The sequence below is a fragment of the Actibacterium pelagium genome, assembly GCF_002285415.1.
In the GTDB taxonomy this organism is placed as follows: Bacteria; Pseudomonadota; Alphaproteobacteria; order Rhodobacterales; family Rhodobacteraceae; genus Actibacterium_B; species Actibacterium_B pelagium.
The window spans coordinates 13,985-27,952 of sequence record NZ_NSBU01000003.1; the positions used below are offsets into that span (position 1 = coordinate 13,985).

Here is a 13,968-nt window from a genome sequence, read left to right on the forward strand (position 1 = left end):
TATTTGTTGGCGGCGCATGACCGAGGCCCGGCGGTTCATGCAAGGCGACAGACGAAAGGTATAGACGCAAATGGCGCAGACCTACGCAGGCCAGAAACGAATCCGTAAGTTTTACGGTAAAATTCGCGAAGTTCTGGAAATGCCGAACCTGATTGAGGTTCAGAAATCTTCCTACGATCTTTTCCTGAAGTCCGGCGATCAGCTGGAACCGATGGACGGTGAAGGTATCAAAGGTGTTTTCCAGTCGGTTTTTCCGATCAAGGACTTCAACGAAACCGCAGTGCTGGAGTTTGTCCGGTACGAGCTGGAAAAACCGAAATACGATGTCGAGGAATGTCAGCAGCGTGACATGACTTACAGCGCTCCGCTGAAAGTGACCCTGCGACTGATCGTGTTTGATGTCGATGAAGATACTGGCGCGAAGTCGGTTAAAGACATCAAGGAACAAGACGTCTTCATGGGCGATATGCCTCTGATGACCCCGAACGGCACTTTTGTCGTAAACGGCACCGAGCGTGTGATCGTTTCGCAGATGCACCGTTCGCCTGGTGTGTTCTTCGACCACGACAAGGGTAAAACCCATTCGTCGGGCAAACTGCTGTTTGCTTGCCGCATTATTCCGTACCGCGGTTCCTGGCTGGACTTCGAATTCGACGCAAAAGACATCGTCTTTGCCCGTATCGACCGCCGCCGCAAACTGCCTGTGACCACCCTGCTGTATGCTTTGGGTCTGGACCAGGAAGGTATCTGTGACGCCTATTACGATACCGTCGACTATAAACTGGATAAGAACAAAGGTTGGGTCACCAAGTTCTTCCCTGATCGTGTCCGTGGTACCCGCCCGGCCTTCGATCTGGTTGACGCAGGCACCGGCGAAGTCATTGCCGAAGCCGGTAAGAAAGTCACTCCGCGCGCGGTCAAGAAGATCAAGGACGACGGCAAGATCACCGATCTGCTGGTGCCTTTCGATCAGATCGTTGGCCGCTATGTTGCCAAGGACATCATCAACGAAGAAACCGGCGCGATCTATGTCGAAGCCGGTGATGAGCTGACTTGGGACCTGGACAAAGACGGTGAAGTCACCGGTGGTTCGCTGAAGGCACTGCTGGATGCAGGCATCACCGATATCCCGGTTCTGGACATCGACAACGTCAACGTTGGTCCGTACATCCGCAACACGCTGGCGCAAGACAAGAACATGAACCGCGATACCGCGCTCATGGACATCTACCGCGTCATGCGCCCGGGCGAGCCGCCCACCGTTGAAGCCGCCACCGCGCTGTTTGAAACCCTGTTCTTCGACAGCGAGCGTTACGACCTGTCGGCCGTTGGTCGCGTGAAGATGAACATGCGTCTTGCTCTGGATGCGCCGGACACCCACCGCACCCTGCGCAAGGAAGACATCATCTCGTGCATCAAGGCGCTGGTTGAGCTGCGCGATGGCAAAGGCGACGTGGACGACATCGACCACCTCGGCAACCGTCGTGTCCGTTCCGTTGGCGAACTGATGGAAAACCAGTACCGCGTTGGCCTGCTGCGCATGGAGCGCGCGATCAAAGAGCGTATGTCGTCGGTCGAAATCGACACCGTCATGCCGCAAGACCTGATCAACGCGAAACCGGCTGCAGCTGCTGTTCGTGAATTCTTCGGCTCGTCGCAGCTGTCGCAGTTCATGGACCAGACCAACCCGTTGTCGGAAGTCACCCACAAACGCCGCCTGTCGGCGCTTGGCCCGGGTGGTCTGACCCGCGAACGTGCAGGCTTTGAGGTGCGCGACGTACACCCGACCCACTATGGTCGGATGTGCCCGATTGAAACGCCGGAAGGTCCGAACATTGGTCTGATCAACTCGCTGGCGACCTATGCCCGCGTGAACAAATACGGCTTCATCGAAACACCGTACCGCAAGGTTGTCGACGGTCAGGTCACCGACGAGGTGAACTACATGTCCGCGACCGAGGAAATGCGTCACACCGTGGCGCAGGCGAACGCCCACCTCGATGCCGACGGTAAGTTCGAGAACGATCTGGTGAACACCCGTCAGTCGGGCGAATACACCATGGCACCGCGCGAAAACGTTGACCTGATCGACGTTTCGCCGAAGCAGCTGGTCTCGGTTGCTGCCTCGCTGATCCCGTTCCTCGAAAACGACGACGCGAACCGCGCTCTGATGGGCTCGAACATGCAACGTCAGGCCGTTCCGCTTCTGCAAGCGGACGCACCGTTTGTTGGCACCGGTATCGAACGCAAAGTGGCGATCGACTCTGGCGCGGCGATCCAGGCCAAGCGTGGCGGGATCATCGACCAGGTTGACGCAACCCGTATCGTTATCCGTGCGACTGAGGATCTGGAGCCGGGCGATCCGGGCGTTGATATCTATCGTCTGCGTAAGTTCCAGCGTTCGAACCAGAACACCTGCATCAACCAGCGTCCGCTGGTGAAAGTGGGCGACAAGGTTGGCAAGGGCGAAGTCATTGCTGACGGTCCGTCGACCGATATGGGCGAACTGGCTCTGGGTAAAAACGTGGTCGTCGCGTTTATGCCTTGGAACGGCTACAACTACGAAGACTCGATCCTGATTTCGGAACGTGTGGCACGTGACGACGTCTTCACCTCGATCCACATCGAGGAATTCGAAGTCGCCGCTCGTGACACCAAGCTGGGTCCGGAAGAGATCACTCGCGACATCCCGAACGTCGGTGAAGAAGCCCTGCGCAACCTCGACGAGGCTGGCATCGTGTACATCGGCGCCGAGGTAGGCCCGGGCGACATTCTGGTCGGTAAGATCACCCCGAAAGGCGAAAGCCCGATGACGCCGGAAGAAAAGCTTCTGCGCGCCATCTTCGGTGAAAAAGCATCGGACGTTCGCGACACCTCGCTGCGTGTGAAGCCGGGTGACTTCGGTACCGTTGTTGAGGTCCGTGTCTTCAACCGTCACGGTGTGGAAAAAGACGAACGTGCGATCCAGATCGAGCGTGAGGAAGTCGAACGTCTGGCCCGTGACCGGGATGACGAGATGGCGATCCTTGACCGCAACATCTATGCGCGTCTGAAGTCGATGATCGAAGGCAAAGTGGCTGTCAAAGGCCCGAAAGGCGTAAAGCCGGGCTCGACCATCACCGACGAACTGCTGGACGGCCTGTCCCGCGGTCAGTGGTGGCAGCTGGCGCTTGAAGAAGAAGCCGATGCCCAGATCGTTGAAGCCCTGAACGAGCAGTACGAAGCACAGAAACGTGCTTTGGAAGCGCGCTTTGAGGACAAGGTCGAGAAGGTCCGCCGCGGCGATGACCTGCCCCCGGGCGTGATGAAGATGGTCAAAGTCTTCATCGCCGTGAAGCGTAAGCTTCAGCCGGGCGACAAGATGGCCGGTCGTCACGGGAACAAAGGTGTTATCTCGAAGGTTGTCCCGATGGAGGACATGCCCTTCTTGGCCGATGGTACCCCGGTTGACTTCTGTCTGAACCCGCTGGGCGTTCCGTCGCGTATGAACGTTGGTCAGATTCTTGAAACCCACATGGGCTGGGCCGCACGCGGTCTGGGTATCCAGGTGGACGAGGCTCTGGGCGAGTACAAACGCTCGGGCGACCTGACCCCGGTCCAGGAAGCGCTGCGCATCGCCTACGGCGAAGACGTCTACGAAGAGGCTCTGGCGGGTCTGGACGAAGACGCTCTGATCGAGAGCGCCTCGACCGTGACCAACGGTGTTCCGATCGCGACTCCGGTCTTCGACGGTGCCAAGGAAGCTGACGTCAACGATGCGCTAACCCGCGCTGGTTTCGATACCTCGGGTCAGTCGGTTCTGTTCGACGGCCGCACAGGTGAGCAGTTCAGCCGCAAGGTCACAGTGGGTGTCAAATACCTGCTGAAACTGCACCACCTAGTCGACGACAAGATCCACGCGCGTTCAACCGGTCCGTACTCGCTTGTTACTCAGCAGCCGCTGGGTGGTAAGGCGCAGTTCGGTGGTCAGCGCTTCGGTGAGATGGAAGTCTGGGCTCTGGAAGCTTACGGCGCCGCCTACACCCTTCAGGAAATGCTGACGGTGAAGTCGGATGACGTTGCTGGCCGGACGAAAGTCTATGAAAGCATCGTCAAAGGCGAGGACAACTTCGAAGCCGGTGTGCCGGAATCGTTCAACGTTCTTGTCAAAGAAGTCCGCGGCCTCGGCCTGAACATGGAACTCCTGGATGTGGAGGGTGAAGAGTAAGGGCGTCAGCCCTGAAACACCCCCCACTTCTGCCCAATCTTAAGGATTTGCAAATGAACCAGGAACTGACAACCAACCCGTTCAACCCGCTGGCCTCGCCCAAGCAGTTTGACGAAATCAAGGTCTCGCTGGCCTCGCCGGAACGCATCCTGTCGTGGTCGTTCGGTGAGATCAAAAAGCCCGAAACCATCAACTATCGTACGTTCAAGCCCGAACGTGACGGTCTGTTCTGTGCGCGTATCTTTGGCCCGATCAAAGACTATGAATGTCTGTGCGGCAAATATAAGCGCATGAAGTATCGCGGCGTTGTCTGCGAGAAATGTGGTGTTGAAGTCACCCTTCAGAAAGTCCGCCGCGAGCGTATGGGCCACATCGAACTGGCCGCACCTTGCGCGCACATCTGGTTCCTCAAGTCGCTGCCCTCGCGCATCGGCCTGATGCTGGACATGACCCTGCGCGATCTGGAACGTGTTCTCTACTTCGAGAACTACGTCGTGATCGAACCGGGCCTGACGGACCTCGTCTATGGTCAGATGATGACCGAAGAAGAGTTCATGGACGCCCAGGACACCTATGGCATGGACGCCTTCACCGCCGGTATCGGCGCGGAAGCGATCCGCGAAATGCTGTCGATGATCGATCTGGAAGCAGAAGCCGAGCGTCTGCGCGAAGAGCTGAAGGAAGCCACTGGCGAACTGAAGCCCAAGAAGATCATCAAGCGTCTGAAAGTCGTTGAGTCCTTCCTCGAGTCGGGCAACCGCCCCGAGTGGATGATCCTGACCGTTGTGCCCGTGATCCCGCCGGAACTGCGTCCGCTGGTTCCGCTGGATGGTGGCCGTTTCGCGACCTCGGATCTGAACGATCTGTATCGCCGCGTCATCAACCGGAACAACCGTCTGAAGCGTCTGATCGAGCTGCGTGCACCTGACATCATCGTCCGCAACGAAAAGCGGATGCTGCAGGAATCCGTTGACGCTCTGTTCGACAACGGCCGTCGTGGCCGCGTGATCACCGGCGCCAACAAGCGTCCGCTGAAATCGCTGTCGGACATGCTGAAAGGTAAGCAAGGCCGCTTCCGTCAGAACCTTCTGGGTAAGCGCGTCGACTTCTCTGGCCGTTCGGTCATTGTGACCGGTCCGGAACTGAAGCTGCACCAGTGTGGTCTGCCGAAGAAGATGGCTTTGGAGCTGTTCAAGCCGTTCATCTATTCGCGACTAGAGGCCAAAGGCCTGTCCAGCACCGTGAAGCAAGCGAAGAAACTGGTCGAGAAAGAGCGTCCCGAAGTTTGGGATATCCTCGACGAGGTGATCCGCGAGCACCCGGTCATGCTGAACCGCGCGCCGACCCTGCACCGTCTGGGTATCCAAGCGTTCGAACCCACGCTGATCGAAGGTAAAGCTATTCAGCTGCACCCGCTGGTCTGCTCGGCGTTTAACGCGGACTTCGACGGTGACCAGATGGCGGTTCACGTTCCTCTGTCGCTGGAAGCGCAGCTGGAAGCCCGTGTTCTGATGATGTCGACCAACAACGTTCTGTCCCCGGCAAACGGTGCCCCGATCATCGTTCCGTCGCAGGATATGATTCTTGGTCTGTACTACATCTCGATGGAACGCCAAGGCATGAAGGGTGAAGGCATGTCCTTCTCCTCGATCGAAGAGATCGAGCACGCCCTGAACGCTGGTGAAGTGCACATGCACGCCAAGATCACCGCACGTGTGAAGCAGATCGACGAAACTGGCCAAGAAGTCTGGGAGCGTTTCGAAACCACTCCGGGTCGTGTCCGTCTGGGCAACCTGTTGCCGCTGAACGCCAAAGCGCCGTTCTCGCTGGTCAACCGCCTGCTGCGGAAGAAAGACGTTCAGCGTGTCATTGACACCGTCTACCGTTACTGCGGCCAGAAAGAGAGCGTTATCTTCTGTGACCAGATCATGAGCCTGGGCTTCAAAGAAGCGTTCCGCGCCGGTATCTCGTTCGGTAAGGACGACATGGTCATTCCCGACAACAAGTGGGGCATCGTTGATGAGACCCGCGGTCAGGTGAAAGAGTTCGAACAACAGTACATGGACGGCCTGATCACTCAGGGTGAAAAGTACAACAAAGTTGTCGACGCGTGGTCGAAGTGTAACGACAAGGTTACCGACGCCATGATGGACACCATCTCGACCGCGAAAGTGGACGAGAACGGTGCCGAAGCGGAACCGAACTCGGTTTACATGATGGCCCACTCCGGTGCGCGTGGCTCTGTCACGCAGATGAAGCAGCTGGGTGGTATGCGCGGCCTGATGGCGAAACCTTCGGGCGAGATTATCGAAACGCCGATTATCTCGAACTTTAAAGAAGGTCTGACCGTTCTGGAGTACTTCAACTCGACCCACGGTGCCCGTAAGGGTCTGTCGGATACCGCGTTGAAGACTGCGAACTCGGGTTACCTGACCCGTCGTCTGGTTGACGTTGCCCAAGACTGTATCGTTCGCGAGAAAGACTGTGGCACCGACAACTCGATCACCTGCGAAGCCGCAGTGAACGACGGTGAAGTTGTTGCATCCCTGTCCGAGCGTCTGCTGGGTCGTGTGGCTGCCGAGGACGTTCTGCGTCCGGGCACTGACGAAGTTATCGTCAGCCGCAATGAGCTGATCGACGAACGCAAGTCGGACGCGATCGAAGAGGCCGGTCTGGCATCGGTTCGCATCCGCTCGCCTCTGACCTGTGAGTCGGAAGAGGGCGTCTGCGCAACCTGCTACGGTCGTGACCTTGCCCGCGGTACCATGGTGAACGAAGGCGAAGCCGTCGGCATCATCGCGGCACAGTCGATCGGTGAACCCGGTACTCAGCTGACCATGCGTACATTCCACATTGGTGGTGTTGCGCAGGGTGGTCAGCAGTCGTTCCAGGAAGCCAACCAGGCTGGTACCATTGAACTGCGTGACGCGAACCTGTTGAAAAACGCAGCAGGCGAGACCATCGTCATGGGCCGGAACATGGTTCTGGCGATCATCGACGAGCACGGTGTCGAGCGCGCCAGCTACAAGGTCGGTTACGGCTCGAAGATCTTTGTCGAAGACAAAGCGTCGATCGAACGTGGCGACAAGCTGTTCGAGTGGGACCCGTACACATTGCCGATCATCGCCGAGAAAGACGGTACTGCGAAATTCGCAGACCTGATCTCGGGTATCTCGGTACGTGACGAAACCGACGATGCGACCGGTATGACACAGAAGATCGTGTCTGACTGGCGTTCGGCGCCGAAAGGCAGCGACCTGAAGCCGGAAATCCTGCTTCTGGACAAAGATGGCGAGCCGGTCCGCAACGATGCGGGCAACCCGGTGACCTATCCGATGTCTGTGGACGCGGTTCTGTCGCTGGAAGACGGCGCGCAGATCAAGGCTGGTGACGTTGTTGCGCGTATTCCGCGTGAAGGCGCTAAGACCAAGGACATCACCGGTGGTCTGCCGCGGGTTGCGGAACTGTTCGAAGCACGTCGTCCCAAAGACCACGCCATCATCGCCGAGATCGATGGTTACGTCCGCTACGGTCGCGACTACAAGAACAAGCGTCGCATCTCGATCGAACCGGCTGATGAGGCTCTGGAGACCGTCGAATACATGGTGCCCAAGGGGAAACACATCCCCGTTGCCGAAGGCGACTTCGTCAAGAAGGGCGACTACATCATGGACGGCAACCCGGCTCCGCACGACATTCTTGCGGTCATGGGTGTAGAGGCTCTGGCCAACTACATGATCGACGAGGTTCAGGACGTCTATCGTCTGCAAGGCGTGAAAATCAACGACAAGCACATCGAGGTGATCGTTCGCCAGATGCTGCAGAAGTGGGAGATCCAGGATTCTGGCGACACCACCCTGCTGAAAGGCGAAAACGTTGATAAGGCCGAGTTTGACGAAGCCAACGCCAAGGCCGTGTCCAAAGGTGGCCGTGAAGCCAAGGGTCAGCCGATCCTGCTGGGTATCACCAAAGCCTCGCTGCAGACACGTTCGTTCATCTCGGCTGCGTCGTTCCAGGAAACCACCCGCGTTCTGACCGAGGCTTCGGTTCAGGGCAAACGCGATAAGCTGGTTGGTCTGAAAGAGAACGTCATCGTGGGTCGCCTGATCCCGGCCGGTACCGGTGGGGCCACGCAGCGCGTGCGCCGCATCGCCGTCGACCGCGACAGCAAGATCCTGGAAGCGCGTCAGGCAGAGGCCGAACAGGCCGCCCTGCTGGCCGCCCCTACCGACGACGAAGTCAGCGCCGAGGATGTGTTCATCGTGGACACCCCCGAAAGCCGCGACTGATCTTAGCGATCTGAGTGATTAAAAAGCCCCCCGCCAGCGATGGCGGGGGGCTTTTCTTTTTGGTGCATTTTACACGATGCAAGCCGACATGTGATCGAATGCGCCATTGGCAAATTTTTTTGATGACTGGCTCGAGCTAGAGAGGTCACCGCCGCTTCTCGTCTGGCTCGAAGAGAAACTAACCGTCTTGACTTAACCAAGTATTCTGTTTCTCCTCGGGTTCGATTTGGAGCATATCCGTTGAAAAACAACTATATTCTAGTCGACTTTGAGAATGTTCAACCCAAGAACCTCGGGCTACTTCGAGGCCATCCCTTTACGCTGATGGTATTCGTTGGTGCCAACCAAAAGAGTGTGCCTTTCGACTTCGCCACCGCACTGCAAGATTTAGGTGAAAACGCCGGGTATCAGAAGATAACGGGGAATGGCTCGAACGCCTTGGACTTTCATATAGCATTCTACATGGGAGAAATGGCAGCCAAAGATGCCAATGCGTTCTTTCACGTGATTTCCCGTGACAAAGGGTTCGACCCATTGATTGAACATTTGCGGAAGCGAAAGATCCACGCTCGTCGTCATGTTGATCTATCCGAGATCCCATTTGTCAAAATCTCTAACGCCAGCTCTATGGAACAACAAATCGAAGCGATTGTTGACAGTTTGAAGTCCAGAGGATCTTCGCGTCCAAGAAAGGTCAAAACCCTCAGGGGCACCGTGAACGCGCTTTTCATGAAGACCTTGGACCAAGATAATCTGGAAACGTTAGTTGATGAGTTGAAAAGACGTGGTCATGTTATCGTTAATGATCAATCCGTCAGTTATGGTCCCGGCATTGTCCGGCATTGACCGGTTGTTGGGCTCAGAGTTGACGAATGTTGAATGCCCGTTATGTCCGCATAGGCGACCTTCGGTGCATTTCCTGAGTCGGTCCTGAAGCGCTGTAGATTCACGTAAGTCCGCTGTTTTTCCTGAAACAGCGTCTCTTTGCGCCGCTGTTGACAAGTAAACCGACTCCTCCTATACCGCGCGCACCCGGATTGGGTGGCTTCGTGCTGCCTTGTTCGAACTCACAATTTATGTGGTCACGATCTAGGTTTCTCACCTCGATCCTCTGAAATTCCACCGCGTCGTTTCCACGAACGAGGAAACGAAGCGGTTTTGGTGCTTTGTCAATCGGGCAGGGTACCGTCGAGAAGCAGCGCCCTCGGGTCCGGGGGCGAGTATTGACAACGCAAACACGAGGAACGTGAATGCCAACGATTCAGCAGCTGATCCGCAAGCCGCGGCAGCCTAAAGTAAAGCGCCAGAAGTCCATGCATCTGCAGGCTTGCCCGCAGAAGCGTGGGGTTTGTACCCGCGTCTACACCACCACCCCGAAGAAGCCGAACTCGGCGATGCGTAAAGTTGCGAAGGTTCGCCTGACCAACGGCTTCGAGGTCATCTCTTACATCCCCGGTGAAAGCCACAACCTTCAGGAACACTCTGTGGTTCTGATCCGCGGCGGCCGTGTAAAAGACCTTCCGGGTGTTCGTTACCACATCCTGCGCGGTGTTCTGGATACCCAGGGCGTCAAAGATCGTAAGCAACGCCGCTCGAAGTACGGCGCGAAGCGTCCTAAGTAAGGAGATTTTTGAATGTCTCGTCGTCACGCCGCTGAAAAACGCGAAGTTCTGCCCGACGCCAAGTTTGGCGATCGCGTAGTCACCAAATTCATGAACAACCTGATGCTGGACGGTAAGAAATCCGTCGCCGAGCGCATCGTTTACGGCGCCTTTGACCGCGTCGAAAACAAGCTGAAGAAAGCTCCGGTCGAGGTCTTCCACGAAGCCCTGGACAACGTGAAGCCTTCTGTCGAAGTTCGCTCGCGCCGCGTGGGTGGTGCCACCTACCAGGTTCCTGTCGAAGTGCGTCCCGAACGCCGCGAAGCTCTGGCCATCCGCTGGCTGATTTCCGCATCGCGCGCTCGTAACGAAAACACCATGGAAGAACGCCTGGCTGGCGAACTGCTGGACGCAGTCAACAGCCGTGGTTCCGCCGTGAAAAAGCGCGAAGACACCCACAAGATGGCCGAGGCGAACAAAGCCTTCAGCCATTACCGCTGGTAAGGATACACACCAATGGCACGCGAATATCCGCTCGAGCTGTACCGCAACTTCGGTATCATGGCGCACATCGATGCAGGTAAAACCACCTGTTCCGAGCGCATCCTGTACTACACCGGCAAATCCCACAACATCGGTGAGGTGCACGATGGTGCAGCCACCATGGACTGGATGGAGCAGGAACAGGAACGTGGTATCACCATCACCTCGGCTGCGACCACCACCTTCTGGGAACGCACCGAAGACGGTCAAACCGCCGACACTCCGAAGCACCGCCTGAACATCATCGACACCCCCGGCCACGTTGACTTCACCATTGAAGTTGAGCGTTCGCTGGCGGTTCTCGACGGCGCCGTTTGTGTTCTTGACGCAAACGCCGGTGTTGAGCCTCAGACCGAAACCGTTTGGCGTCAGGCTGACCGCTACAAAGTTCCGCGTATGGTCTTCGTCAACAAGATGGACAAGATCGGCGCTGACTTCTTCAACTGCGTTCGTATGATCGAAGACCGCACCGGTGCAGTTGCTGTTCCGGTTGGTATCCCGATCGGCGCAGAATCCGAACTGGAAGGTCTGATCGACCTGGTCACCATGGAAGAATGGCTGTGGCAGGGTGAAGACCTTGGCGCATCGTGGGTCAAAGCACCGATCCGCGACAGCCTGAAGGACATGGCTGACGAGTGGCGCGAGAAAATGGTCGAAACTGCCGTTGAGCAGGACGAAGCGGCCATGGAAGCGTACCTGGAAGGCGAAGAGCCTTCGGTTGAGACCCTGCGCGCCCTGCTGCGCAAAGGTACCCTGGCCCTGGACTTCGTTCCGGTTCTGGGTGGCTCGGCCTTCAAAAACAAAGGTGTCCAGCCGCTGCTGAACGCTGTGATCGACTATCTGCCCAGCCCGCTGGACGTTGTTGATTACATGGGCTTCGCACCGGGTGACGAGACCGAAGAACGTAACATCGCGCGTCGTGCCGACGACGAGATGCCGTTCTCGGGTCTGGCGTTCAAAATCATGAACGACCCCTTCGTTGGCTCGCTGACCTTTACCCGCATCTACTCGGGTACCATGAACAAGGGCGAAACCGTTCTGAACTCGACCAAAGGTAAGAAAGAGCGCATCGGTCGTATGATGATGATGCACTCCAACAACCGGGAAGAGATCGAAGAGGCATTTGCAGGCGACATCATCGCGCTGGCGGGTCTAAAAGACACCACCACCGGTGACACCCTGTGTGCCCAGAAAGAGCCTGTTGTTCTGGAAACCATGACCTTCCCCGATCCGGTTATCGAGATCGCGGTAGAGCCGAAAACCAAGAACGACCAAGAGAAGATGTCCCAAGGTCTGGCCCGTCTGGCCGCTGAAGACCCGTCCTTCCGTGTTGAGACCGACATCGAGTCCGGTCAGACCATCATGAAGGGCATGGGCGAACTTCACCTGGACATCCTGGTTGACCGCCTGAAGCGCGAGTTCAAGGTTGAAGCGAACATTGGTGCACCGCAGGTGGCCTATCGTGAAACCATCTCGCACGAAGCTGAGATCGACTACACCCACAAGAAACAGTCGGGTGGTTCGGGTCAGTTCGCGCGCGTCAAAATGGTCATCACTCCGACCGAGCCCGGCGAAGGCTACTCGTTCGAGTCGAAGATCATCGGTGGTGCGGTTCCGAAGGAATACATCCCGGGTGTTGAAAAAGGCATCCAGTCCGTCATGGACAGCGGCCCTCTGGCTGGCTTCCCCGTGATCGACTTCAAGGTTGCCCTGATCGACGGTGCTTACCACGACGTTGACTCGAGCGTTCTGGCGTTCGAAATCGCGGCACGTGCAGGTATGCGTGACGGCCTGAAAAAGGCTGGCGCGAAACTGCTTGAGCCGATGATGAAGGTCGAGGTTATCACCCCCGAAGAATACACCGGTGGCATCATCGGCGACCTGACTTCGCGTCGTGGTCAAGTTTCGGGTCAGGAACCGCGCGGCAATGCGGTTGCGATCAACGCCTTCGTTCCGCTGGCTAACATGTTCGGCTACATCAACACCCTGCGCTCCATGTCTTCGGGCCGCGCGCAGTTTACGATGCAGTTCGACCACTACGAGCCGGTCCCGCAGAACATCAGCGACGAAATCCAGGCGAAATACGCCTAATCGACATTTCGGATTGCAGGGCAGGGGCCTTGCAATCCGACCAAAGTTAAAAGGAGGCCTCTCATGGCTAAGGAAAAGTTTGAGCGTAATAAACCGCACGTGAACATTGGCACCATTGGCCACGTTGACCACGGTAAGACCACCCTGACCGCAGCGATCACCAAGTATTTTGGTGACTTCAAAGCCTACGACCAGATCGACGGCGCGCCCGAAGAAAAAGCCCGCGGCATCACCATCTCGACCGCACACGTTGAGTACGAGACCGAGAACCGCCACTACGCGCACGTCGACTGCCCCGGCCACGCTGACTATGTTAAGAACATGATCACCGGTGCGGCGCAGATGGACGGCGGCATCCTGGTTGTGAACGCAGCTGACGGCCCCATGCCGCAGACTCGTGAGCACATCCTGCTGGCGCGCCAGGTTGGCGTTCCTGCTCTGGTAGTCTTCCTGAACAAAGTTGACCAGGTTGACGACGAAGAGCTGCTGGAACTGGTTGAGATGGAAGTTCGTGAGCTTCTGTCCGAGTACGACTTCCCGGGCGACGATATTCCGATCATCGCAGGTTCGGCTCTGGCCGCAATGGAAGGCCGTGACCCTGAGATCGGCGAAAACAAGATCAAGGAACTGATGGAAGCTGTTGACAGCTACATCCCCGAGCCGCCGCGCGCGATCGACGAGCCGTTCCTGATGCCGATCGAAGACGTGTTCTCGATCTCTGGTCGTGGTACCGTTGTAACCGGCCGTGTTGAGCGTGGCGTGATCAACGTTGGCGACGAGATCGAAATCGTTGGTATCCGCGACACCTCGAAAACCACCTGTACCGGTGTTGAAATGTTCCGCAAGCTGCTGGACCGTGGTGAAGCAGGCGACAACATCGGCGCGCTGCTGCGTGGTGTGGACCGTGAAGGCGTTGAGCGTGGCCAGGTTCTGTGTAAGCCGGGTTCGGTTAACCCGCACACCAAGTTCGAGTGTGAGGTTTACATCCTGACCAAGGAAGAAGGCGGCCGTCACACTCCGTTCTTCGCGAACTACCGTCCGCAGTTCTACTTCCGTACCACCGACGTCACCGGCACCGTTGAACTGCCTGCCGGCACCGAGATGGTCATGCCCGGCGACAACCTGAAGTTCACCGCCGAGCTGATCGCGCCGATCGCGATGGAAGAAGGTCTGCGCTTCGCGATCCGCGAAGGTGGCCGCACCGTCGGTTCGGGCGTCGTCTCGAAAATCATCGAGT

Annotated in this window: 7 protein-coding genes; all 7 read left to right on the forward strand. The window is 57.2% G+C overall.

Translation table 11 applies throughout. From position 1 onward, the window contains the following. Nucleotides 1–70 precede the first annotated feature (70 nt). Nucleotides 71–4,207: a DNA-directed RNA polymerase subunit beta gene (gene rpoB / locus CLM58_RS00255; protein WP_095593920.1), complete on the forward strand. Its 4,137-nt coding sequence runs from the start codon at nt 71–73 to the stop codon at nt 4,205–4,207. Nucleotides 4,208–4,260: 53 nt separating this feature from the next. Further along, the gene (gene rpoC, locus CLM58_RS00260; protein ID WP_095593921.1) at nt 4,261–8,496 is read left to right on the forward strand and encodes a DNA-directed RNA polymerase subunit beta'; all 4,236 of its coding nucleotides are present in this window, start codon (nt 4,261–4,263) and stop codon (nt 8,494–8,496) included. Nucleotides 8,497–8,736: 240 nt separating this feature from the next. Next, on the forward strand, nt 8,737–9,342 hold the full coding sequence (locus CLM58_RS00265; protein ID WP_095593922.1) for a PIN domain-containing protein: 606 nt from the start codon (nt 8,737–8,739) through the stop codon (nt 9,340–9,342). 404 nt (nt 9,343–9,746) lie between these two features. Then, nucleotides 9,747–10,118 carry a 30S ribosomal protein S12 gene (gene rpsL, locus CLM58_RS00270; RefSeq protein ID WP_035253348.1) on the forward strand — a complete coding sequence of 124 codons (372 nt, stop codon included), beginning with the start codon at nt 9,747–9,749 and terminating at the stop codon, nt 10,116–10,118. A gap of 12 nt (nt 10,119–10,130) precedes the next feature. Next, nucleotides 10,131–10,601: a 30S ribosomal protein S7 gene (gene rpsG / locus CLM58_RS00275; protein WP_095593923.1), complete on the forward strand. Its 471-nt coding sequence runs from the start codon at nt 10,131–10,133 to the stop codon at nt 10,599–10,601. Nucleotides 10,602–10,613: 12 nt separating this feature from the next. Further along, complete coding sequence (gene fusA / locus CLM58_RS00280) at nt 10,614–12,731, forward strand: elongation factor G (protein ID WP_095593924.1); 2,118 nt, start codon at nt 10,614–10,616, stop codon at nt 12,729–12,731. Nucleotides 12,732–12,794: 63 nt separating this feature from the next. Further along, nucleotides 12,795–13,968, forward strand: a 1,174-nt coding sequence (tuf, locus tag CLM58_RS00285; protein WP_095593906.1) for an elongation factor Tu, incomplete at its 3' end; no start/stop codon positions are given.

Bases quoted from the DNA above. Each gene is read 5' to 3' on its own strand.
- rpoB (WP_095593920.1), top strand. From the start codon at position 71: ATGGCGCAGACCTACGCAGGCCAGAAACGAATCCGTAAGTTTTACGGT.
- rpoC (WP_095593921.1), top strand. From the start codon at position 4,261: ATGAACCAGGAACTGACAACCAACCCGTTCAACCCGCTGGCCTCGCCC.
- rpsL (WP_035253348.1), top strand. From the start codon at position 9,747: ATGCCAACGATTCAGCAGCTGATCCGCAAGCCGCGGCAGCCTAAAGTA.
- rpsG (WP_095593923.1), top strand. From the start codon at position 10,131: ATGTCTCGTCGTCACGCCGCTGAAAAACGCGAAGTTCTGCCCGACGCC.
- fusA (WP_095593924.1), top strand. From the start codon at position 10,614: ATGGCACGCGAATATCCGCTCGAGCTGTACCGCAACTTCGGTATCATG.